Raw genomic sequence first — 23676 nt, forward strand, 5'->3', positions numbered from 1 at the left:
CAGCAGAGTAATAGTTTATCCCGCTAACGAGAAATACGCACAAATTCCAGCTCAATATCTTGTAGATGAACGCGGACGTTATATAGATGAAAATGGTAATCTTACTGATCAACCTGTAGAAAATCCTTACTATCGAGATTATATGAAGCATCACAGATAATATCATTCAGAGATGGAATTTAAATAGTCCGGTAGAATAAGACTATCAATTATATGATCTCTCTGATTATGGTGAGAAACTGCAAAAGAACTGGTGCAATGGAATACCGGTGGGCTGATACTGAATGCCATCGGCGCAGGATTGGCCACACCAATCAATATTTTAGGGGATAGTTACAGTACAGCACTATAGGATAAATATTTGATTGCTAAAGTAGAAATTAAAACACAGCATTTTTATCCCAGATGAAATGTGCTACAGGAATCCATTTGTGGTCTTTTTCTTCAAACCAAACAGTAAGATTTTCTTCATTACTGCTAGCCCATGTTACTTCCCTAATTTTTATATCTCTGCTCCTTATTTCTTTTTGTGTAAATTGTTTGGATAGTCCTGCTCTAAATTCGGTAATAAAACCGTCTTTTTTACCCAGAATAAAAGTTTTATCCCATAAGGGCGGATATTTTTTTATCAGGCTATCTACAGGTGTTTGTTCTATCAGATTGAAATTGATAAATTTTTCCATAGTATCTCTATTGGTTCTATTTAACTCTTTATTGACTACTATGTGATTCTCCCGATTATTCTCTTCTATTACTTTAATTTTATTGCACGAAGATAGTAGCAGAATAAATAATATAATGAATATATAGTTCTTCATAATTTTATATTAGATAAAAAGTTGTATCAGGTAACATGGTGTTTAGCTGATTTAGAATATAATCTAAATGACGTTTCCGTAATTCATTTCCTACATTCATTACGCTGGGGTAATCCAGTTTAAAGCCTCCATTAATGCGATTATCATCATGATATTCATCTGAATGTCCAATGATTGGAATATTCCCCACAGTGTGCCCAAATTCATGAGCAATAGGAAATTGATAATACTCTTTCAAACCAAAGTAACCCCTATATTTTGATTTAATATCTTCGGTATCTAAGCTAATTATTCTTTGATCCCAGATTACATAACTTATTTCAAAACCTTCCGGAGCTATTTTGATTACATTTACTGTCCAGTGAGGATTTGTTGATACCTATTTGATGTCAAAATCTACGGTGAAAACACTATTTTTATGTTTTACAGCAAAGCTAGATAGTCCCTTAATTTTTAACTTAAAATAATTTCCCCAAATTTTGCTAATAAGAATATCAGCAGGTTGATGGAATTTTCTTGTTTCCCTTATGGTCCAAGGGGTAGCTCGGGTAGACCAGTTATATTGCCATTTTTCCTGAATAAGAATGGTATTTCTATCTTCTTCTATGAAAATATCTATTCTTGCCGTTCTTTTAATAGTATTCATAATTAGAAGTTTAGTATCATTAAATCAATTTAAATATTTAAATTTGAAAAGCAAAATATATCTAACTTTTGAATTAATACTTATTTTTGAGTGTATGCCATAATTGATATTTGTGTAAAGTAATGAAACTATTAGTATGGTTTAACTGAATTGCTGTCTGACTGGTTTGTTACTAAGTAGCCACAGAGTTGGGCATATTAGTCTTTTAACAATACATTTGAGTAGAAAATGAGCCTATTTTAATGCTGCTCAGTGCACTACATGTATCCACGCCAATGTTGGCGTATAAGCACTGGCTCTATGGGGTTTTGTATGCACTTAATTCGATGCAGGAAATCATGGCTGATCATTATCTGCAACGGCTGGAGCATCTGGCCCGTCAGTTTGTTTATGGCCGTTTTCTCAATAGTGGCACTGGTGCAGATTATTATCATATGATTTATAAAAATGGCAGCTATCCGCTGTTTTTAAAGGACAATCAGTAGGCGCTGGCGTGATTTAAGTATGGCATGATTGAAAACAATCTGGTGTTTAATTGTCTAGATTATCTGATTTGGTGGGAGGCAAAAGCGGCAAGTGATGCTGATGAGGTTATTGAAAGTTTTAAGTTTACCCAGCGTAGTTCTGTTGAGTATTTTTCGCCGCAGTATCCCATGGATGGAAAAGATGGTTTACCGGATACCATACTTCATTATTTTGGTAATCTCTGCTTAATCAGTCACAGTAAAAATATACGCCTGAGTAATTTTTCGCTAATGATAAGGCAGGAATATTTTGAGAAGTCAATACAAGACAACAGTATTGGTTCACTTAAATTATATGAAATGCTTAGCTTAATGAGGGAAGAAAATTCATGGGGCGAGGCGAAATAAAAGCGCACGAACAATGCATGCTGAAATTTTTTGAAAAAGATTCAACAATCAGCCTTAGAGGCCAATCTGATTAAAGTGCGCTTAGCTGAATGGATATTTAAGAATAAATACGGTTAGTATTGCTTATGTGATAAGAACAATTAAATTGTATTATTTAATCGTGATTGATAAGAAAATTTAGTTTGTATGCAGAAAAGATGAAATCAAATGGTTATTGCGGTAAATTGTGCTTAAGGGTTTATTGATTTCAGCCATAGAGATTACAATTTATTTCTGTTTGGGAATGAAATAAAACACAATAGTGCAGCGAATGTCAGTATAGCTACAGCGCACCACACAGCACTCCATCCGTAGCCATAGGCGATACGAGCAATGATAATAGGGGTTAGAAACGAAGTGATAAATACGGTAGTACCAACCATACCCAAGGCTGTCCCTGCACGTTCAATGCCTGCTTTTACTGCTACCTCGGTATAAGCAATACCATGCCATGCATGGCCAAATAAACCAGTTAGCACGACAAATACAACACCCATATATGTATTATTCACCATTAAACAGAGCATCAAGGAGGCTATTCCTCCAAGTATGGCGTAGTATTTTAATAAGGGGATACGATTCTTTTTTCTGTCTGTATAGTAGCCTGACCAAATCCTGAGTATTCCGCCGCCAATCTGCACAATAATGAGAATAACAGAGATTGATGTTAAACCTATATGTAGGATATCGCGCATATAGATACCGCCAAATGTAAGTACTGCCATTTGAGGTACTGTTAGAAAACCCGCGGCCATAACGACCTTCCAGACTTCAATACTTTTCAGTGGTGAGGGAATGGTAAGCGTTGATTTGGATGCATTTTTTGATTCGGCATGTTTGGCGTTGATAAACAACACAACCACAAGACCAACGCTCAAGCCTGCGATGGCTAACACGGTAAACATCAGTTCAAAACCATATGAATGGGCCAACCAAGGCAGTAGTCCTGTACCAATCGCTCCGCCAACCGGGATTGCAGTTTGGCGAACACTCATGGCAAATCCACGCTCACTATCATCAAACCATGACATGACTGTTCTGCCTGATGAGGAGTTAATACTACCGCTGAAAGCCCCAGTTATTGCTAGGGCTGCGCCCAAGTGTAGATACTTGACACCTTCAGGCGAAGCCTCTGGTGTAAGTGATATGGCGATTAAGGCATATACTATCGCTGATGACCATAAGCCGAGAATCAGAACTTTTTTGTCACCTAGTTTATCTGTGAGTAGCCCCCAAAGTATTTCTGAAGCCGCAACTCCTAATCCCATTGAACCTAAAACAAAACTAAGCTCGTATAATGAAAAATGATAAGCATCTCGCATTAAAATTCCGGTAATAGGAATGCCTGCAAAACCCATGGCAAATGTTGCTTGTGCTAGAACGCCAATTGCAAGCACAAACCAACGATAATTATTTTTTTTATCCATTTCTGTTTTGTATTCTTCCAATACCATACGAAATAGTATGTGTTTTTTTATACTATGCCGTTTTTGTATATTGGTAAACGAAATTTGTTATAATTTTTATTATTATGTAAATAATATTTGTGTTACCACGTCAGTTTGTATGTTTTTTTAATATAATGGGCAGTAATAATAGATAATGCAGTTATTAATGGTTTTGGCTGTCTCTCTGTGCGCGCAATACAGGAGAATCTATACGATATCGACATTGCTGCGATCATAGGCTAAACACCAAGCCGATGTTGTACTGGAATTAACGGGTGTATTTAATGATGGTAAGAAAGTACGGCTCATTTTAAAGCATGAAGGTAAGGATGCTTATCTTTGTACCTGTAAAATAAGCATTGCTATTTTACACTGGTCTGATAAAATATCACTTATGGAACAGCGCAAGCCGCCAAAATCGGGCGGCTTGCTTTTTGTTATTAATACGAAATACCGTTGGCGCATTTAGCTGCGGTATCTTGGAGAAATATGATGCAAAAAATTCCGTTGACCGTAATTGGTGCCGATTTGCTGAAGCAGGAGCTGCAAGAACTCAAGAGTGTGGCTCGTCCTGCTGTGATTGAGGCTATTGCTGAGGCACGTTCACATGGCGATCTGTCGGAAAATGCAGAATACGAAGCTGCTAAGGAAAAACAGGGCTTTATTGAAGGCCGGATTGCTGAAATTGAGCATAAGCTCTCACTGGCGCACATTATTGACCCGAAAGAAACCAATGCCGATGGTAAAGTGGTATTTGGGGCAACAGTAAAAATGCAGGATCTGGAAACTGAGGAAGTGGTTAGTTATCAGATCGTTGGTGAAGATGAGGCCGATATTAAACAGGCAAAAATTTTTGTTGGTTCACCAATAGCCCGCGCGTTGATTGGCAAGGAAGAAGGCGATGTGGCCGAAGTTCAGGCACCGAGTGGTGTGCGTGAATATGAGATTCTTGAGGTTTTTTATATTTAAGCAGGCGGTTTTTAATCAGTTGTCTGTTGTCTTAGGTTAAAATGCTAGGACAAAATAATTAAGCGATTCATGGTAATGAATCGCTTTTGTTTATTCAGTTGTTTCAACTTTACGGCGGTACAACACCAGTTGTTTGCCGATGTGCTGTATCAGCTCGGCGCCTGTGGCGGTGCACAATGCTTCGGCAATGGCAATCCGGTGTGCACGTTCGTCACCGGCAACCTGTACTTTAATCAGCTCGTGTGCTTCGAGATTGCGGTTGGTTTCGGCGATTACTTCGGCTGTTAGCCCGTGCTGCCCAATTAATACGACCGCATGCAGTTGATGCGCGCGTGCTTTTAATGCCATTTTATCTTTACTGCTTAGTTTTTCAGTTGCCATTTTGGTTTCCATATTGCTAAAACCTACCTATCCGGTTGGCGGATACGCTGGTTGAATTCAGATTGAGCTATTTTAAATGAGGCAGCCAATTTTTTATAGTTAATATCAAGCTGATTTTATGTAATAGGTATGTTATTTGTGTGTTACTAGCTAATTGACTCTGTCAGAATATGTTGTATAAGTAATATGAGGTTGTGAATACATGTGAGGAACTGGTAAGCAGAAGTTTGTCTGTTGGGTATAACTGAATAGTTATTTGAAATATGTGTTGATTTTATCTTTTTTTGATAATATATGTTTAAATTATTGAAGTTGCTTCAGGTTGAGTGTCATGTATGGCTCTGAACTGTTTCTGTTTTGAATATTTTAAACTTTGATTGATGCTGTTTTGAATTAATAATGATGAAATTTCAGCGTGTATACAGTGGGACATTGTGGGTGCTGGACACCATTTTTTTCAGACTGTTTGCGTGGTACTGGTTAATGGGATTGTTTATACACGTTCTTTCCTATACTGAAGCGCGGGACAGTATGAGAAAAGAATCTATGTTTCCTTTTGATGTGGCGGTATTTCAGGCTGATGGTTCTTTTGAAGGTATCAGTTATACGGCAGATAGAGACGTCAGGTCTGCAAATACCTCCTATCTGGCTCCTGTGCCTAAGGGGCATAAGCAGTATGGTGAATATAGTTCGTTTAGTTATCAGGTGATTGAGCAGCGGTCACAGCAGCAGTTAATCCAGACAGTTTCTAAAGATGATGAGCGCACTACATGGGCAACCTATGTGGCAGCCCATGATTCGATTATGCCGTTAACCACCAGAATATATGCTTTTGATTATATGCCGGCTTCTGCCGCTGCGGCTTTTATTGTAGTGCAGTTGCTGAAGTGTTTTATCCGCTATCTGATTTGGAGAAATCAAATCAGGTTGAGCTGTGCTGCTGAGTATTAACGGCTGAATCAATTTTGTATGCTGAGTAGGTTATTTGTATTTTGTTTTGTTAATCAGTATTTTGCTTAAAGCACTGCTGGCAGTATGATGCAAAGAAGATAGATTCAGGTTTGAGGTAGAGGTGGTGAGTTCGGTTTGTTTTGATGGTTGGCTAGGATAATCTGCTGCTGTTTTAGGCTGCTAAATTTATCAGTTTTGCTGCTGGTATGCTCTGTATTCTGCTGCGATTTCACGATACAATGTGAAGGTTTTTTCAAGAAATTGCATCATGGGTGTTCGTTCTAAATCTTCCAGTGCATGGCTCAATGAGCATGTTAACGATCATTATGTTCATTTGGCTCAGAAAGAAGGCTATCGTGCACGTGCAGCCTACAAGCTGCTGGAAATCAATGATAAGGATCATCTGATACGGCCGGGTGCGGTGGTGGCAGACTTGGGCAGTGCGCCCGGCAGTTGGTCGCAGGTTGCAGCTAAACTGGCCGGTAAGCAAGGGCAGGTGTTTGCGCTGGATATTTTGCCAATGGAACCAGTGCCAGGTGTGCGCTTTATTCAGGGTGATTTTCGTGAGAATGAGGTACTGGTGCAGTTTGAAACGTTACTGGATGGCTGTGAGTTAGATCTTGTAATTTGTGATATGGCACCCAATATGTCAGGCAATAACATTACGGATCAGGCGCGCAGTTTGTATCTGGCAGAGTTGGGTCTGGAGTTTGCACAGGCACATCTGAAACAGGGTGGTGATTTTCTGGTGAAGGTGTTTCAGGGCAGTGGTCTGCAAGAGTTTCAGCAGGTAATGAAAGATAGCTTTGCACAGGTATTGATTCGCAAGCCGAAAGCTTCACGTGACCGTTCCAGTGAAATTTATCTGCTCGGTCGCGGTAAAAAATAGTTATGATGGCCAAGGCCTGAGGGTATTGGCTGTGTTGACTATTCTGAACAACAATTAATTAACCTCCTTAGGAGTTTCTGACAGTGCGGAATACCGTAAAGAATCTTTTTGTCTGGCTGGTGCTGGCGTTAATTTTAATGGCCGCATTCAATGCCATAACTGAGAAAAAAGAGAGTAAACAGAAGATTGAATACTCTCAGTTTATTCAGCAGGTTAACAAGGGTGAGATTGCCAGCGTAAATATTGAAGGTTCGGTAGTTAATGGCTTTCAGTTAAAAGGGTTGCGCAATGATAAATCATCTTTTACCACTAATGCTCCTACGCCACTGGAGAATGGTTTAATTAATAATCTGCTGGCCAAGAATGTTCGGGTTAATGTGATTCCGGAAGAAAAGCCCAGTATTTTAACTAATCTGCTTTACAGTATGTTGCCAATGCTGTTGTTGATTGGGGTGTTTTTCTATTTTATGCGCTCTATGCAGGGCGGCGGCGGTAAGGGCGGTGCTTTCTCTTTTGGTAAAAGCCGTGCCCGTCTTCTGGATAAGGAAGCCAATAAAGTTACTTTTGCCGATGTGGCTGGTTGTGATGAAGCCAAGGAAGAAGTACAGGAAGTTGTGGATTATCTGCGTGCTCCGCAGCGTTACCAGACGCTGGGTGGCCGTATGCCTCGTGGTATTTTGATGTGCGGCAGTCCGGGTACAGGTAAGACTCTGTTGGCCAAGGCTATTGCTGGCGAGGCGCAGGTACCGTTTTTCAGTATTTCCGGTTCAGATTTTGTGGAAATGTTTGTTGGTGTAGGTGCTTCACGCGTGCGCGATATGTTTGAGCAGGCGAAGAAAAATGCACCCTGTATTATTTTTATTGATGAAATCGATGCGGTAGGCCGCCAGCGTGGTGCCGGCTTGGGTGGTGGTAACGATGAACGTGAGCAAACTCTGAATCAGTTGCTGGTTGAAATGGATGGTTTTGATAGCAATACGACAGTGATTGTGATTGCAGCCACTAACCGTCCCGATGTGCTTGATCCTGCACTGATGCGTCCGGGTCGCTTTGACCGGCAGGTGGTCGTACCCTTACCGGATATACGTGGTCGTGAACAGATTCTGAAAGTACACGCAACTAAAGTGCCTTTGGATAAGTCTGTGGATTTGCCGGTGCTGGCACGTGGTACTCCTGGTTTCTCTGGCGCTGATTTGGCCAATCTGGTAAATGAAGCTGCACTGTTTGCCGGTCGTCGTAACAAGACCAAAGTTGATATGAGTGACTTTGAAGACGCCAAAGATAAAATTTATATGGGGCCGGAACGTCGCTCTATGGTGATGCATGAGGATGAAAAGAAAGCCACTGCTTACCATGAATCTGGCCATGCGGTTGTTGCTGAGACGCTGGATTTTACTGATCCTGTGCATAAGGTGACGATTATGCCACGTGGTCGTGCACTGGGGCTGACGTGGCAGCTACCGGAACGTGATCGCATCAGTATGTATGAAGACCAGATGCTCAATAAGATTTCAATTTTGTTTGGTGGCCGTATTGCTGAGCAACTGTTTATTGGTCGTGTTTCTACCGGTGCTTCTAATGACTTTGAACGCGCTACTCAGCTTGCCCGTGACATGGTGACGCGTTATGGTATGTCTAAGAAGATGGGGCCAATGGTGTATGGTGAAAATGAAAACGAAGTATTTCTTGGGCGTTCGGTAACTCAGTCGAAAAATATTTCTGAAAAAACCATGCAGGAAGTGGATGCTGAAGTACGTCGTATCCTTGATGAGCAATATGCTGTTGCTTACAAAATTCTGGATGAAAATCGGGATAAGATGCATGCCATGGCCAAAGCTTTGATTGAGTGGGAAACCATTGATCGTGATCAGGTGCTGGAAATCATGGCTGGCAAAGAGCCTAGTCCACCGAAAGATTTCAGTGAAAATGTGGTTAAGGATGCTGAAGCTGAGCAACCTGTTGCTGAAGAAACTGCTGCAACTGATTCTGAGGCAGAAGCTGTAAGTGATGCTGAAACTAAAGCGTCAGAACCAGAGCAGAAATCACAGCAATAATGTAATTGAGTTTTCAACGGCAGCTATAGCTGCCGTTTTTTATACCTATTTTTTTATGATAATGGGCATGTGGTTGTGATGGTTTGGTTAATATATGACATTCTATAATCTGCATATACGCTTAGTGAAATGGCTTAGGCAGTTAAACAAGCATTGGAAAACAGGCTGGCTGAAAGATGATAATTTTGCCTCAGCTAGCAATAGGGAATGCTAAGGCAATATGATTGTTAGCAGCCCGGATAAATCCGGATAGTTCAGTTATGGTGATAAATTAATAATTTTATTTAATTGTTTGTGGATTGATGCTGCGATTCGATTTGATTGAATATATGCCAATTTTATGGATGAAAGTATTTGGATAGTAGATTCTGGTACTGGTTAACAATAAATAATATTGGCCTGATATATATTATTGATATAAGTATGTAAATCTGTAAATTTAATATTGTTTCTGATATTGGGTATGATGTTGGGGCGATTATTGCACTCAGGCCATGATTTCTTTTTAATCCTGTATCGGCGGTGTTTGCGCAAGCAATCTGCAAGTAAACAACAGTGTTGGCAAAGGTAGTGGCAATAAGATAATAGTGGTTTAAATCAATATTATTGCAGGATTATTCTGATACTATGCTGTTTTTGTATAGGCAGGAAATTCTGGCTGGTATGAAGTAACAGACGGGGAATGTTGGATGTCAGGCAAGTGTTACTTGCTATGTATAAGCATAGGGCTGGTATTTGGTGTTAAGTATATGACTTTGGATGTTTTCTAAATGATTGTTACGCTGATGATTGGCGCTATGTGATATTTAGCCGGGTATGGTTAGCGTCGATTAGGTATTTGTTTAACTCATAACGGATTTGATGCTGAAAAATGCCGCAGGCTGGTTTGAGGTACTTTGCAGTTGATAGCGGTGCTATCAGCAGTGAGTGCAGGCAAATGCAGTTGTATTGGCTATTGTTGAAAGATAATGATTGATTATGGATAGTTCGATGCAAGTCTACTGGCAGTGTGGCCGGTTTCAGATTGATCTGGTTCAACCTAAAATTATGGGGATTGTTAATTTAACGCCGGACTCGTTTTCTGATGGTGGCCGTTACAATGCTTCGTTGACGGTGGCGTTAAATCATGCTGAGCAGTTGCTGAAAGATGGGGCTGATATTCTGGATATTGGCGGGGAAAGTTCACGTCCGGGCTCGGCTTTTGTGTCGCCGCAGGAGGAGTGGGCACGTATTGAACCGGTATTGCGTGAATTGATCACTTGGAATGTGCCGTTAACGGTGGATACGCGGCGTGCATGGGTGATGCGTCAGTTATTCGAACAGCAGCTTGTGGACGGGATTAATGATATTCAGGCACTGGAAGATGCTGATGCTGTGACTTTGCTGGCGCAGCAGCAGGATGTGGGAATATGTCTTATGCATATGCAGGGGCAGCCGGAGAGTATGCAGCATAATCCTGTTTATGAGGATGTGGTGCTAGAGGTTGGTCGGTATTTGCAGCAGCGGGTGCAGGTATGTGAACAGGCTGGTATCACCCGCAGGCGCCTGACGGTAGACCCGGGCTTTGGTTTTGGCAAAACCCTTGAGCATAATATTGCGTTGATGCAGGATTTTGCAGTATGGCAGACACTGGCGGGGTGTCCGGCGCTGATTGGTGTGTCGCGTAAAACGATGATTGGTTTGCTGACTGCTGAAACAGACCCGCAGCAGCGGGTTGCTGGCAGTGTTGTGGCGGCAGTGGCAGCAGTGGCACGCGGGGCTGCGATTGTACGGGTGCATGACGTACGTGAAACCCGGCAAGGTTTGCAGGTATGGGCTGCTTTGGGTGCTCGTGTGTAATGAAAGAATATTTGCTTTCTCTGTATAAGCTGTTTTTATGATTTTGTTATTCTGGAAGTATTCGGATTATAAATAAAGGTGGCTATAAGATATGTATTGGCGATAGGCAGATGATTCAGTGTTCGGGTTCATGCTTTGGCTGGAAAAGTATGCTGTATTTGGGGATGTTGGTTGAATAAGTTTTCAAATAGTATTTTATTTACTGACTGAACGGCTATGCCTGTTCTACAATACCAATCTTGTTTTAATTGGTTGGAGCAGGTGATGGCAAAGAAATATTTCGGTACTGACGGGATACGTGGTGAGGTAGGCAAGTTTCCGATTACGCCTGAGTTTGTACTGAAATTGGCTTATGCCGCTGGTCATGTTTTAGTGCAGCATGGAACTGATCATCAACCTACAGTGCTGATTGGTAAGGATACGCGTATTTCTGGCTATATGCTGGAAGCGGCGATGGAGGCCGGTTTTACTGCGGCAGGTGTGAATGTGCTGCTTACTGGGCCTCTGCCTACGCCGGGGGTGGCGTATTTAACCCGTGCGCTGCGTCTGGATTGCGGGGTGATGATTTCTGCTTCACATAATGCTTATCACGATAATGGGATTAAATTTTTTGCTGAGGGTGGGGTGAAGCTAAGTGACCATCTGGAGCTGGAAATTGAAGCAGAACTGGAAAAACCAGTGCAAACGGTGCCTTCCAGCCAGCTTGGCCGCGCTAGGCGTATTAATGGTGCGGTTGACCGTTATATTGAATTTTGCAAGTCTACTTTTCCCAGCCATCTGAATTTGCGTGGTTTGAAGCTGGTGGTAGATACTGCCAATGGTGCAGCCTATGCTGTGGCTCCCAAGGTTTTCCATGAGCTGGGTGCGGATGTGGTATGCATTGGTGATAAGCCTGATGGCTATAATATCAATCAGAAAATCGGTGCCACCTATACTAAATCATTGCAGGCAGCAGTATTACAGAATGAGGCTGACTACGGTATTGCGCTGGATGGTGACGGCGACCGACTAATGATGGTGGACAAGGTTGGCAAGGTCTATGATGGTGATGCGCTAATTTATGTTATTGCCAAGGCACGTGCTGCAGCTGGTTGTCTGCATGGTGGTGTGGTTGGCACGGCTATGACCAATCTGGCGATGGAACAGGCATTTAAACGGCTGGACATTGATTTTGTCCGCGCTAAAGTAGGTGACCGTTATGTGCTGGAACAGTTGCATCAGCACCGATGGTCGCTGGGAGGTGAGGCCTCTGGCCATATTGTTTGTCTGGATAAACATAATACTGGTGATGGGATTATCGCAGCTTTACAGGTCTTTGCAGCCTTGCAGGATTTACAGCAGGATTTGGCCAGTATACTTACTGACTGGCAGCCTTTTCCGCAAACCATGATTAATGTCCATATTGAACCGGATCAGGACTGGCAGAGTATTGCTACACCGGTGGCAGATGAGGTGACTGCACAACTTGGCGAAAATGGACGTGTGGTACTTCGTCCATCAGGAACAGAACCGGTGGTGCGGGTGATGGTGGAAGCACGCCAAACTGAAGTTGCGCGGCAGGCAGCCGAAAAAATTGCTGATGCAATTGTGGCGGGTTTGGCGGATTAAATCTGTCCGGCCAAAATGAGAGAAGAACGGGCATTTTATGTTTGCATTGCTGGAAGCTTTTTTTACTGAATATGGCTATGCAGCGGTATTTCTGGTATTGGTGGCCTGTGGCTTTGGCGTGCCGATACCGGAAGATGTAACGCTGGTTACTGGTGGTGTGATTGCCGGTCTGGGGCACGCGAATGTGCATACGATGTTTTTGGTAGGCATGGCTGGTGTGCTGGTAGGTGATGGCCTGATGTTTACTGCCGGACGGGTATTCGGTCATCGTATTCTGAAATTCCGTTTTGTACAGCGGGTAATGACGCCGAAGCGTTATGCTCAGGTGCAGGATAAGTTTGATAAGTATGGCAGCCGGGTGCTGTTTATCGCTCGTTTTCTGCCGGGATTGCGTACGCCGATTTATATTACGGCGGGTATCAGTGGTAAGGTTTCCATTCTGAAATTTTTGCTGATGGATGGTCTGGCCGCGATGATTTCGGTACCTGTGTGGGTGTATCTGGGTGAATATGGTGCGGAAAATATCGACTGGCTGATGCATAAGGTGCATCAATTTCAGGCAGTTGTGTATATTGTCATTGGTATTGGTGTGCTGGCTTTGCTGTATTACTGGTGGAAGAAACGCCAGCGTGTGCAGTTTTTTAAACGCAAGATTGCTGAAATTCGTCAACGTCGGCGTAATCGCATGCAGCAAAAGCAAAATTTGAAATAAACTGCTGAATTTTCGTGTTGATAAAAAAGACAGTTGTGATAACTGTCTTTTTTGTTGGCTGTTTGCTGTGTGTTTTATTTGCTTTGGCCGATTTTGCTTTCACGCCCGCTGAATAGGTTTTTAATATTACTTTTGTGCCGGTACAGTACGAGTAAATCAATCACAATAACGGCAAAGACCCAGCTTGTTTGCGGTATAAACCACCAGGCGATAAATGGGCTGATCAGGGTGGCAATCAATGCGGCCAGTGAAGATACTTTGAAGCCGAAAGCGATGACAAGCCAGACAGCAGCGCAAATCAGTGCAGTTGGCCATGATAAGGCCAGTAGCACGCCCAGTGCCGTAGCCACGCCTTTGCCTCCTTTAAATTTGAAAAATACCGGCCACATGTGGCCGATAAGAACCGCTATTGCCACGATGGCAATGGTGCTGTTGTCTAATTGCCATGTGGATTGATAGCGCTCTGCCAGCCAGACGGCCAGCCAGCCTTTGAATGCGTCGCCAAGCAAGGTAAGGGCGGCAGCACTTTTTCTGCCGCTACGCAGGACATTGGTGGCACCGGGGTTGCCTGAACCGTAGCTGTGCGGGTCGGGCATGCCCATGCAGCGTGAAACAATAACGGCAAAAGACAAGGAACCCAACAAATAGGCACCGATAATTGCAAAGTAGTTAGCCATAAAGCGGTTTCTTTAGTCTACAATCTAAGGGTTTGCATTTTAGCCCAGTGAGTTGGACATGGATACTATCTTTTTACATGGCATGAGTGTGCAGACGCTGATCGGTGTGTATCAGTGGGAACGGCAGCAGCAACAGACTTTGCTGCTGGATTTGGATATTGGTACCGATTTTCAGCAGGCTGCGCAAAGCGATAATATTGACGATACGATTCATTATGCTAGAGTCGCTGAGAATTTGCGTGAGGCATTGGCTGAACAGGAATTTCTGTTGCTAGAAGCGCTGGCTGAATATGTGGCGCAATTTATTCTGACTCGTTACGGAGCATTGTGGGTGCGGGTGAAGGTTGTGAAGCCGGGTATTCTGGCCGGAGTCAAAGAGGTGGGTGTGCTGATTGAACGCCAGTGTACCTGAAGTGATCATTGCCTGCCTTGCTTGGAAAAGGACGTGATATGCATACACCGGTATGGACTGTGACGCAGATGAAGGCATGGGAAGATGAGCAGAATAAGGCTGGTTTTAGCTATGCCCGAATGATGGAGCATGCGGGTAGCCGCGCCGCAGAGGATTTAATGAGGCGTTTTCCGTCTCCTCAGCATACGCTGGTGCTTTGTGGTAAGGGTAATAATGCTGGTGATAGTTTGGTGCTGGCACGGAGATTGATACAGCAGCACTGGCCGGTAACTATTATGTGGTTACAGGGACAGCAGTTATCTGTTTTGGCCGCAGTCAATCAAGCAAGTTTACCCGTTACGATAGAGTATGCGGATATCGCGCAGTTGGACACTTTACTGCCATCGGTGCAGGTAGTGGTGGATGCGGTGTATGGCACTGGTTTTCATGGGGAACTGCCACAGATTGTCAGGCAATGCTTTGCTGCGGTGGCTCAGGCTGATGTATTTCGGGTAGCATTGGATATGCCCAGTGGGGTGGCCGGTGATGGAGATACGGTGGCCAGTGGCAGTTTTCAGGCACATCTTACCTATGCTTTTCAGGCGTTGAAACCCGCACATTGTCTGGCACAGGTTCGACAGTTATGTGGAGAGGTGCTGTGTATTAATTTACAGAACTGATGTCATTTGCCGATACCATGCTTCATAACATTGTGCCACGTGCAGTAACATACAGGCGGTGGCACCCCAGATATGCCAGTGTTGGTAATGCAAATGGTAAACGGGAAGCCGGTGTTGCTGATAACGCATGATGCTTTGCTGGTATTGGCTACTATCCAGAACGATGGATAGGGGAATGGCAAATATTTCGCTGACTTCAGCATGGTTGAGCTGCCATTGCAGGTGTGCACTGCTCCAGGCTAGAACTGGGACGACTTTAAAGCCGCTGGGAAGATAGCATGGTGGCAGGGTACCGGCCAGATGCCACTGGCTGCGAATCAGGCCGGCTTCTTCTGCGCTTTCGCGAAATGCAGCTGTGATGCTGTTTTCATTATCTTCCAGTTTGCCGCCGGGAAAGGCGATTTGTCCGCTGTGCTGACGCAGTTGCTTGCTGCGTTGGCTTAGCCAGATTTGTGTGGCGCCATGATTCCAGTCGAAAGGCATGAGTACCGCAGCTCGCCGATAGATAACAGGCAGTTGTTGCAGCAATTGTTGGCGCTGATTGAGTATTGCCGAGGTAGTGGTGGTACTGGCATAATGCAAAAACTGGTTCAGGCTATCTGATGAAGTAAACATATTCATATACTAAGAATATTGGCCGTTTGATGTATTTATATATATATTGATTAGGCGTAATTGACAGAATGATCTATAGGGATAGGGAATTGTGTCTGAAAAGATGTCGGAAGTAAATTGGGCTAATCAGCCGCGGTGTTATAAAAATTAAAACCAGTTCATAAACAGCGGGATTTGCCATAGGAACTGGTTTAGTTTTTAACCGTCAATGTGATTTGTTGTTAAATAAACGGCATAATAGCAGCTTATGCTATTTGTTTGTTTGCACCATTATTTGGTGCAGTTAAACAGGTGGTGGCTAGTGTTATTTAATTGTTATAGTGTGCGCGAATACTGGGCTTCTGTGCGTTTCTGACGTAAATGATAGTCAAATACCATAGCGATATTGCGAATCAGCAGACGTCCTTTCGGGGTAACCTGTAGTTGCTGATCGGTAAGATTGAGCAGACCAAGCTGTGCCAGTTGCTGTAAATCAGCCTGTTCAGTTGCGAAATAGGTTTGAAAAGGCTGTTGCATGGCCGCACTATAGTCATGATAGTTGAGCTGGAAGCGACACATTAAATCCTGTATCACTTGTCGGCGCAATAAATCATCTGCGTTAAGCTGATAGCCACGCATAACTGGCAGGCGGTTTTCATCCAGTGCCTGATAATAGGCGGTTAGTTCTTTTTCATTCTGGCTGTAGATATTGGCTATTTTGCCAATACTGGATACGCCAATGGCAATTAAATCGCAGTCGGCATGGGTTGAATAACCCTGAAAATTGCGTTGCAGACGTCCTTCTGACAGGGCAATAGCCAGTTCATCATCCGGTTTGGCAAAGTGATCCATGCCAATAAAGATATAGCCTTGCTGTAACAGGTATTGTACGGTATTTTGCAGGATATCCAGTTTGACGCTGCTGTCTGGTACAGCTGCGGTATCAATCCGCCGCTGGGGTTTGAACAGGTGCGGCAGGTGGGCATAGTGATACATGGCAATGCGGTCTGGCTGTAATTGCAGTACATGCTCCAGAGTGCAGCGCATGGAAGCTTCTGTCTGATGTGGCAGACCATAGATTAAATCAACGCTGACTGACTGAAAGCCATTACGGCGAGCGGCTTCAATTACGGCACGGGTTTCAGCTTCACTCTGAATGCGGTTGACTGCCTGCTGTACGGCGGGGTTGAAATCCTGAATGCCGACACTCATGCGGTTAAAGCCAAGTTTGCCCAGATGGGCAACTGAACTGGCGGTAACTTTGCGTGGGTCGATTTCAATGGAGTATTCACCCTGACTGGTTAGGGTAAAGTAGCGGCTGATGCTGGCAAAGATGTGGCTTAGCTGGTCATCGTTAAGAAAGGTGGGTGTGCCGCCGCCGAAGTGCAGTTGTGCCAAGAGCGGCTTGCTTTGCCAGTTTTGCGCCAGAAGTGCCAGCTCTTTGTCCAGATACTGGATATAGAGGTCTGCACGGCTGGTATCTTTGGTAATGATTTTATTACAGCCGCAATAGTAGCAGATGGTATTGCAAAAGGGTACGTGCACGTACAAGGATACGGGCTGGCTACCGATGTGCTGCTGTAGGGCAGTCTGTAACTGTGCCGCCGTGAAAGTGGTATTAAAGCGGTCAGCAGTAGGGTAGGATGTGTAGCGCGGGCCCGAAGCGGGTAAGGAAGCAATAAGAGAGCGGTCAAACTCTATGTTGATGTGTGGTGTGTTCATGAGGTAGTAATAATTATTTTTGTTGAATGGCTTAGTGAATGAAATAGATAGGGTGATAACTATTTATGGTAGAATAAGTATATGTAGCAGTAAAGTAAAGCAGGAAATATGTAATAAGCCTATTTTATATTAGAGCAGGGTCTGATATAAAATTCAATTCACTCCGTCAATAATGTGTAAGGTTATTTAGAGAATTTTTGATTTATATCAATGTATTGGTTAGGTGATGATCGTTGGAAAAGTGTAACAGGTAATTATTAATATATTATGATTAAATTGCATAAACAGGGTGAAATAGTACAGAAATTATGTGAGAAATGTTCTCTGTATGTTCTTTGTATGCCGGTAATGCTGAATGAACGGGAATTAACTGATTTAGGTGCTATTATTCGCCAAAGTCGTCGCCTGAAAAAAGGTGAGTACCTGTTTCGTGCTGGAGAACCTTTTAGTGCAATATTTGCAGTGCGTACTGGTTTTTTTAAAACTATGGTGAATAGTCAGGACGGGCGTGATCAGGTAACTGGATTTTTTATGTCTGGTGAGCTGCTGGGGTTGGATGGCATCTGTAATAGTATTCATGGCTGTGATGCTGTGGCTCTGGAAGACAGTGAAGTTTGTGAGTTGCCGTTTAATAATCTGGAAGATGCCAGTAATCTGTTACCTTCATTACAAACACATTTTTATCGTCTGCTGAGTCAGGAAATCCTGCGCACACAGGAGCTGATGCTGATGCTGGGTAATATGCGTGCTGAAGAACGTCTGGCGGCATTTCTGGTTAATTTGTCTCATCGTCTGAGTTTCCGTGGTTTTGCAGCCAATGATTTTATTCTGCGCATGTCACGTGAGGAAATTGGCAGCTATCTGGGGCTGAAACTAGAAACAGTGAGCCGCACTCTGTCCAAATTCCAGCATGAGGGCTGGATTAAGGTTGAACACAAGCACATACAGTTATTACGGCCGTGGATGTTGCAGGAAATGGTGATGCAGTGCCAGAAAGTGGCGGCGAATTAAATCTTGCCTGTATCTGAAACAGGGCTGTAGCATACGATTGTTGCTACAGCCTTTTTTGTTTTGGATAATTGCTGGCTATGTCTGACCTGAGTGCAACCGCATTATCATCAGTTTACTGATATGCGGTTGTATCAGGCATAACTGGCCATGGCTGCCAGCTTGAGGGTGTCCTTGCCATAAAATCTGGCGGTGAGGTAGCGCATCCAGCGGATTTTACGCAAACTGTTGGCCACAATGGTGTGGACTTCGTGGGGTTGATTATGCAGCATAGTGTCCCACAAGGCTTTGGCCTGACTGGCTACGCTGTATTCCTGCATCAGGCGTGCGCCTGAGTGCAAGTAACACAGCCAGTCGCGGGCATGGCAGTGGGGTAAGGTCATGACTGACCGTGGGTCGTCTTCAAAATCAATAAAGCCTATGCTGTGCTGATTCACGTAAATCATGTTGCGGGCAAAGGTTTCACTCAGGTACTGCTTGCGTTTGTGTACATCCGCGATAGCGTTAAGACCAAGCTGCCAGCGTTGCAGCAGGATTTCTGGCTGGTGTTTGTGCTGTTTCCATTCGTTTTCCAGATTGTGTTCGCCAATATGGCTAATCATCAGTGCATCCGGCTGCTGTGCCAGAATGGCCGGTACCTGAACGCCTGCTGCGGCCAGAGCCTGCAATCGGGCTGCTTCGGTTTGCAGGGAAGGGGTACCGCCTAGATTGGGTACAGGCTGAAGCATGTGAATGCCGCTGATTTGCTGGGCTATTTTTAACAGACGATAACGCCAGGCACTGTTGCGTGCGCCAGCCTGTCGTACCCATACTTTCTCTCCATTTGCCAGTGTGTGGCTTTGCATCAGGCCGGTTTGTATAAGCAGGCACTGCTGTAAGGCATGTTGATAAAAGGCAGTGGAATCGGAAACAGTCATGTAACTTGTTGCTGAAAATTCAAAACAGAATGTTGATTGTACTATAGTTGTGTTTGTTACTCTTAAATTTAAGGTAATAAATCTTTCAGACGGTAATAACCGACACCAAGCCATTGTGCTGGCAGGCGCAACAGCTTGCCCCCCGGAAAATTGTGATGGCTTATTTTTTCAAACAGACGCAGACGACTGTCATCACCGCCGATGGCTTCGGCAATAATCTGTCCGCCCAGTCCGGTAGCAGCCACGCCATGTCCGGAAAATCCCTGTAAAAAGTATAGCTGCGGATTAAGCCGGCCAAAATGGGGCATACGGTTCATGCTGATGTCAACTTGTCCACCCCAGGCATAGTCAATGTGTACGTCTGCCAGTTGCGGAAAAACTTTTAACATATCACGGCGCATGCCCTGAATTAATTGCTGCTGGCCGGGCTCACGGCCAGAGTAGTTAACTTTGCCACCAAATAACAGGCGTTTGTCTGCGCTGAGGCGGTAATAATCAAGTACGAAACGCGTGTCACAGACGGCCATGTTGTTTAGTATGAGTTGCTGCGCACGCTCACCTAGTGGTTCTGTTGCAATCATATAAGTGCCTACCGGCAGAATTTTGGCTGCCAGTGACTGGATGGGTGCGTGTTGCAAGCTGCGGGTAAAGGCGTTAACGGCGATAACAAGATTTTTGGCCATAATCCAGCCATTCGGTGTGGTAATCCGGTAGCCATGCTGCCAAGGTTTAAGGGTGAGCATGGGGGATTGTTCGAATAGCAGTGCGCCGGCTGCTGCCGCAGCACGTGCCAGTCCCAGTGTGTAGTTGAGTGGATGTAAATGGCCGGCCTGCTGGTCAAATATGGCACCTACATAGCGTTCGCTGGCCAGTTGTTGTTGTAGTTGGTGTTGATTCCATATCTGGTAATCGTGAAAATGATAATGTGTGGCGGCTTCTTTTACCCATTCAGTTAGGGCATGCAGATGCCGTGGCCGGATGGCAACATGGGCATAGCCACGGTGCCAGTCGCACTCTATCTGGTAAGTTTGTATCTGTTGTTCTACCAGAGCAACGGCTTGGCGACTCCACTGCCACAGGGTCTGGGCATTTTTCAGGCCAAGCATATTGGCTATGCTGCTCATTTCGGCAGCGTAGCCATAAATCACCTGACCACCATTACGGCCGGAAGCACCGTAGCCAATCTGCGCTGCTTCGATAAGTGCCACACTGCGCTGCTGCTGTGCCAGTGGCAATGCCGTGCTGATACCACTCAGGCCACCACCGATAATACACGTTTCAACTTCTACCGTACCCTGTACACTGGGGTAGTGAGTGTGGTCATTGCGGCTGGCGGTATAATAGCTGTGAATGGGTTCTGTATGTGTGAATGATGTAGACATGGGCGCTGGGTGAGACAGGGCTGAAAGATGAAAAATTGGCAGTTATCGCGAATCAGATAACTGCCATTGTAAATGAATATTATTTATTAGCCTCAAGCAACTGGCTCTGGCGGTAGGCTTCAGCCATTTCTCGTTCGCGTCTGGTGTTTTGTCGCATCATGCAGTAGTTGATGCCGATAGCCAAAGTACCTACCAGTGCGATAATGATGGTGGCCAGTACGTTCATTTGTGGATCCAGTCCCAGTTTGATTTTGGAGAAAATAATCATGGGCAGGGTGGAAGAACCCGGGCCGGACAGGAACGAAGTAATCACCAGATCATCCAGAGATAGGGTAATGGATAACAGGAAGCCAGAAGCAATTGCCGGTGCAATAGAGGGCAGGGTAATCAGGAAAAATACTTTTAATGGACGTGCTCCAAGGTCTTTGGCCGCTTCTTCCAGTGACTGGTTCAGTTCGGACAAGCGCGAACGGATAATAACAGTCACGTAAGCCATGCACAGGGTGGTATGACCGAGCCAGATGGTAAAGAAGCCACGTTCAAAATACAGGAAGCTTAAAGCACTGTTTTGCAGTAGCATTTGCACCTGAATAATCAGCAGCAGCATGGACAGGCCGGTGATGATATCCGGCATAACCATCGGTGCAGACACCATGCCGGCAAACAGGGTATTGCCGCGAAAGCGCTTGATGCGTGCCAGTGCATAACCGGCCAGTGTGCCCAGAATAACGGCTGCTGCGGCTGAACATAGGGCGATGCGTACGGACAACCATGCTGCATCCAGTATCTGTTCGTTCTGTATCAGCTTGCCATACCATTGGGTTGAGAAGCCGCCCCAGACGGTAACCAGACGCGAGCTATTAAATGAGTAAATAACCAGAATCACCAACGGCATGTACAGAAAGGCCAGTCCTAGAATCAGCATGCCTCTGAGAAACCAGGATGATTTTTGGTTATGCATGGCCGGCTCCTTCTTTAATTTCGCGGGTTTCGTAGCGATGGAACAAGGTAATCGGAATCACCAGTAACAGCACCATAATTACGGCTACGGCTGAAGCCAGAGGCCAGTTATTTTCGCCAAAGAATGCTTGCCACAATATTTTACCAATCAATTGGTTTTCAGGGCCGCCTACCAGTTCGGGAATCACAAATTCGCCTACTGCCGGAATGAACACCAGCATTGAACCAGAAATAATACCGGCCTTGGACAGGGGCAGGGTAATGGAAACAAAAGCCTTAATCGGGCCGGCACCTAAATCAGCTGCTGCTTCCAGCAAACGGTTATCCAGCTTCACCAGTTGGGTGTATAACGGCAGAATCATAAAGGGCAGATAGGCGTATACCATCACCAGATTCACAGAAAATGAGTTATAGAACATATCCAGCGGATGGTCGATAAGCCCCCATTTCAGCAGATAGGTGTTGATGATGCCGTTATGGCCGAGCAGGCTCATCCATGCATACACACGCAACAGGAAGGAAGTCCAGAAAGGCAGCATAATGGCAAGCAGCAGACCATTGCGGATTTTTTCTGGGGCCCGGGCAATGGCGTAGGCTATCGGATAGCCCGCCAGAAGGCAGATTAGTGTGGTGGTAAAGGCAGTTTTGATCGATAGCCAGTAAGTCAATAGGTAAATATTGTCACCACGATTGCCAGTTAGCATCTGTCCGAGAGAAAGCCAGAAATCGTTAAAGATGTCAGCATAATTCTGATAGCTGACCAGAATATTGATGTGCCCCAAGTCGGTATCAAGGTTGTATAGCGGTGTATAGGGCGGGATGGCAATGTCCTGTTCGCCGAAACTGATTTTGAGTACGATAAAAAACGGTATCAGAAACAGTCCCAGCAGCCAGGTGTAGGGGATGCCAACTACTAGCCCCTGAGTGGGGCGCAAGCCTTTGAGGCGGTTAAACCAATTCATGTTTAAGCTCCCACGGCTGTTAATGGGTCAAAGGACTGGCCTGATTGTCCGGCCAACTGATGTAAACTTTTTCTTCCCATGTGGGCATGGGGATGTTGGATTGTTCCCAGTATGAGGATAAAACCTGACTTTTGATGATTTTGCCGGAAGGGAGCTGGATATGAAAAATACCAAAGCTGCCCAGATAGGCAATTTCTTTCACGATGCCTGCTGACCAGTTATATTCCTGCGTTGGCTGTTCGCGATAGATGTTAATGTCTTCCGGACGAATGGACAGCCAGATGTTCTGGTCTTCCGGTCCGCTGATGCCATGACCAAGATAGACTTGCTGTTGCAGTTCAGGACACTGAATAATGGTGTGATCGGAACCATCTTCTGTAACTTTACCGGCCAGAATATTGGTTTCACCCATAAATTCAGCGGTAAAGCGGCTGTTTGGATAGTCGTAAATGTCAGAGGGCGTACCTACCTGTTGCAACTGCCCGTCAGACATGATGGCTATGCGCGAGGCCATGGTCATGGCTTCTTCCTGATCATGAGTAACCATGATGCAGGTGGCACCTACTTTTTCCAGTGTATTAACCAGTTCGAGCTGGGTTTGTTGCCGTAATTTTTTGTCCAGTGCACCCAGTGGTTCGTCCAGTAGCAGTAGTTTTGGCCGTTTGGCCAGACTGCGCGCCAGTGCAACACGCTGCTGCTGTCCGCCGGAAAGCTGGTGTGGTTTACGCTTGGCGTATTTAGTCATTTGTACCAGACGCAGCATTTCTTCGACACGAGCGCTGATTTCGCCTTTCGGAAGTTTGTCCTGTTTCAGGCCGAAAGCGATATTCTGTTCGACACTCATATGCGGAAACAGGGCATAACTCTGAAACATCATATTGATGGGACGATCATAGGGTTGCAATTTGGTGATGTCCTCTCCATCAAGGATAATTTGTCCCTGAGTCGGTGTTTCCATCCCGGCCAGCATGCGTAATAGGGTTGATTTACCGCTACCGGAGCTGCCAAGCAAGGCGAAAATTTCATTTTTTTTAATGGTGAGATTGACATGGTCAACGGCGTAGTTGTCGCCATAGGTTTTGACGATGTCTTTAATCTGTAAGTAATGTGCGGGATCGGCACCTAGCTTGGTGGTTGCGTTTTCGCTCATGATAAGG

Annotated in this window: 24 protein-coding genes; 12 read left to right on the plus strand and 12 right to left on the minus strand. The window is 44.7% G+C overall.

The window, feature by feature from the left end; all coding sequences use genetic code 11:
- Nucleotides 1–380 precede the first annotated feature (380 nt).
- Nucleotides 381–683 carry a hypothetical protein gene (locus tag MJ764_RS01785; protein ID WP_239324101.1) on the minus strand — a complete coding sequence of 101 codons (303 nt, stop codon included), beginning with the start codon at nucleotides 681–683 and terminating at the stop codon, nucleotides 381–383.
- A gap of 514 nt (nucleotides 684–1197) precedes the next feature.
- Nucleotides 1198–1464, minus strand: coding sequence for a hypothetical protein (locus MJ764_RS01790; protein WP_239324103.1), 267 nt, complete (start codon nucleotides 1462–1464; stop codon nucleotides 1198–1200).
- Nucleotides 1465–1706: 242 nt separating this feature from the next.
- Between MJ764_RS01790 and MJ764_RS01795 the strand changes: the two genes are divergently transcribed.
- Nucleotides 1707–1949, plus strand: coding sequence for a hypothetical protein (locus MJ764_RS01795; RefSeq protein ID WP_239324105.1), 243 nt, complete (start codon nucleotides 1707–1709; stop codon nucleotides 1947–1949).
- Nucleotides 1950–1973: 24 nt separating this feature from the next.
- On the plus strand, nucleotides 1974–2336 hold the full coding sequence (locus MJ764_RS01800) for a GmrSD restriction endonuclease domain-containing protein (RefSeq protein ID WP_239324107.1): 363 nt from the start codon (nucleotides 1974–1976) through the stop codon (nucleotides 2334–2336).
- Between the two features lie 260 nt (nucleotides 2337–2596).
- On the opposite strand, the gene MJ764_RS01805 is transcribed toward MJ764_RS01800, so the two are convergent.
- A complete protein-coding gene (locus MJ764_RS01805; protein WP_239324109.1) occupies nucleotides 2597–3829 on the minus strand; it encodes an MFS transporter in 1233 nt (410 codons plus the stop codon).
- Between the two features lie 486 nt (nucleotides 3830–4315).
- Between MJ764_RS01805 and greA the strand changes: the two genes are divergently transcribed.
- Nucleotides 4316–4792: a transcription elongation factor GreA gene (gene greA, locus MJ764_RS01810; RefSeq protein ID WP_100089410.1), complete on the plus strand. Its 477-nt coding sequence runs from the start codon at nucleotides 4316–4318 to the stop codon at nucleotides 4790–4792.
- A gap of 90 nt (nucleotides 4793–4882) precedes the next feature.
- On the opposite strand, the gene yhbY is transcribed toward greA, so the two are convergent.
- The gene (yhbY, locus tag MJ764_RS01815) at nucleotides 4883–5173 is read right to left on the minus strand and encodes a ribosome assembly RNA-binding protein YhbY (RefSeq protein WP_239324111.1); all 291 of its coding nucleotides are present in this window, start codon (nucleotides 5171–5173) and stop codon (nucleotides 4883–4885) included.
- A gap of 399 nt (nucleotides 5174–5572) precedes the next feature.
- Between yhbY and MJ764_RS01820 the strand changes: the two genes are divergently transcribed.
- From MJ764_RS01820 to MJ764_RS01845, 6 genes are all read left to right on the plus strand, one after another.
- Nucleotides 5573–6124, plus strand: a complete 552-nt coding sequence (locus MJ764_RS01820) for a hypothetical protein (protein ID WP_239324114.1) — start codon at nucleotides 5573–5575, stop codon at nucleotides 6122–6124.
- A 268-nt stretch (nucleotides 6125–6392) separates the two neighbouring features.
- Nucleotides 6393–7013 (plus strand): RlmE family RNA methyltransferase, encoded by a 621-nt coding sequence (locus tag MJ764_RS01825; RefSeq protein ID WP_239324116.1) that lies wholly within the window; start codon nucleotides 6393–6395, stop codon nucleotides 7011–7013.
- Between the two features lie 137 nt (nucleotides 7014–7150).
- Nucleotides 7151–9067: an ATP-dependent zinc metalloprotease FtsH gene (gene ftsH / locus MJ764_RS01830; RefSeq protein WP_476749655.1), complete on the plus strand. Its 1917-nt coding sequence runs from the start codon at nucleotides 7151–7153 to the stop codon at nucleotides 9065–9067.
- 978 nt (nucleotides 9068–10045) lie between these two features.
- Nucleotides 10046–10906: a dihydropteroate synthase gene (folP, locus tag MJ764_RS01835; protein ID WP_239324120.1), complete on the plus strand. Its 861-nt coding sequence runs from the start codon at nucleotides 10046–10048 to the stop codon at nucleotides 10904–10906.
- Nucleotides 10907–11170: 264 nt separating this feature from the next.
- Nucleotides 11171–12514 carry a phosphoglucosamine mutase gene (glmM, locus tag MJ764_RS01840; protein ID WP_239324122.1) on the plus strand — a complete coding sequence of 448 codons (1344 nt, stop codon included), beginning with the start codon at nucleotides 11171–11173 and terminating at the stop codon, nucleotides 12512–12514.
- A 37-nt stretch (nucleotides 12515–12551) separates the two neighbouring features.
- Entirely contained in the window at nucleotides 12552–13226 is a 675-nt protein-coding gene (locus MJ764_RS01845) for a DedA family protein (RefSeq protein WP_239324124.1), read from the plus strand.
- 74 nt (nucleotides 13227–13300) lie between these two features.
- On the opposite strand, the gene plsY is transcribed toward MJ764_RS01845, so the two are convergent.
- Nucleotides 13301–13903 carry a glycerol-3-phosphate 1-O-acyltransferase PlsY gene (plsY, locus tag MJ764_RS01850; protein WP_239324126.1) on the minus strand — a complete coding sequence of 201 codons (603 nt, stop codon included), beginning with the start codon at nucleotides 13901–13903 and terminating at the stop codon, nucleotides 13301–13303.
- A gap of 58 nt (nucleotides 13904–13961) precedes the next feature.
- On the opposite strand from plsY, the gene folB reads away from it, so the two are divergent.
- Both folB and MJ764_RS01860 read left to right on the plus strand, forming a co-directional pair.
- Complete coding sequence (gene folB, locus MJ764_RS01855; protein WP_100089402.1) at nucleotides 13962–14315, plus strand: dihydroneopterin aldolase; 354 nt, start codon at nucleotides 13962–13964, stop codon at nucleotides 14313–14315.
- Between the two features lie 38 nt (nucleotides 14316–14353).
- Nucleotides 14354–14974, plus strand: a complete 621-nt coding sequence (locus tag MJ764_RS01860) for an NAD(P)H-hydrate epimerase (protein WP_239324128.1) — start codon at nucleotides 14354–14356, stop codon at nucleotides 14972–14974.
- Here MJ764_RS01860 and MJ764_RS01865 read toward each other — a convergent pair.
- Both MJ764_RS01865 and hemN read right to left on the minus strand, forming a co-directional pair.
- Complete coding sequence (locus tag MJ764_RS01865) at nucleotides 14963–15589, minus strand: NUDIX hydrolase (protein ID WP_239324130.1); 627 nt, start codon at nucleotides 15587–15589, stop codon at nucleotides 14963–14965. The genes MJ764_RS01860 and MJ764_RS01865 overlap by 12 nt on opposite strands.
- A gap of 315 nt (nucleotides 15590–15904) precedes the next feature.
- The gene (gene hemN, locus MJ764_RS01870) at nucleotides 15905–17290 is read right to left on the minus strand and encodes an oxygen-independent coproporphyrinogen III oxidase (RefSeq protein WP_239324132.1); all 1386 of its coding nucleotides are present in this window, start codon (nucleotides 17288–17290) and stop codon (nucleotides 15905–15907) included.
- Nucleotides 17291–17560: 270 nt separating this feature from the next.
- Between hemN and fnr the strand changes: the two genes are divergently transcribed.
- Complete coding sequence (gene fnr / locus MJ764_RS01875) at nucleotides 17561–18301, plus strand: fumarate/nitrate reduction transcriptional regulator Fnr (RefSeq protein ID WP_420853915.1); 741 nt, start codon at nucleotides 17561–17563, stop codon at nucleotides 18299–18301.
- Nucleotides 18302–18432: 131 nt separating this feature from the next.
- Here the strand turns inward: fnr and MJ764_RS01880 are convergent, their stop codons facing one another.
- The 5 genes from MJ764_RS01880 to MJ764_RS01900 form a co-directional block, all read right to left on the minus strand.
- Complete coding sequence (locus MJ764_RS01880) at nucleotides 18433–19215, minus strand: BUD32 family EKC/KEOPS complex subunit (protein ID WP_239324136.1); 783 nt, start codon at nucleotides 19213–19215, stop codon at nucleotides 18433–18435.
- 68 nt (nucleotides 19216–19283) lie between these two features.
- The gene (locus tag MJ764_RS01885) at nucleotides 19284–20597 is read right to left on the minus strand and encodes an NAD(P)/FAD-dependent oxidoreductase (RefSeq protein WP_239324138.1); all 1314 of its coding nucleotides are present in this window, start codon (nucleotides 20595–20597) and stop codon (nucleotides 19284–19286) included.
- A 79-nt stretch (nucleotides 20598–20676) separates the two neighbouring features.
- Entirely contained in the window at nucleotides 20677–21558 is an 882-nt protein-coding gene (locus tag MJ764_RS01890; protein WP_239324140.1) for an ABC transporter permease subunit, read from the minus strand.
- Nucleotides 21551–22519 carry an ABC transporter permease subunit gene (locus tag MJ764_RS01895; protein WP_239324142.1) on the minus strand — a complete coding sequence of 323 codons (969 nt, stop codon included), beginning with the start codon at nucleotides 22517–22519 and terminating at the stop codon, nucleotides 21551–21553. Before MJ764_RS01895 ends, MJ764_RS01890 begins: the two co-directional genes overlap by 8 nt.
- Before the next feature lie 19 nt (nucleotides 22520–22538).
- Complete coding sequence (locus tag MJ764_RS01900; RefSeq protein WP_239324151.1) at nucleotides 22539–23669, minus strand: ABC transporter ATP-binding protein; 1131 nt, start codon at nucleotides 23667–23669, stop codon at nucleotides 22539–22541.
- Nucleotides 23670–23676 lie beyond the last annotated feature (7 nt).

Origin of the sequence: Snodgrassella gandavensis, from assembly GCF_914768025.1 — a bacterium.
Taxonomy (GTDB): Bacteria; Pseudomonadota; Gammaproteobacteria; order Burkholderiales; family Neisseriaceae; genus Snodgrassella; species Snodgrassella gandavensis.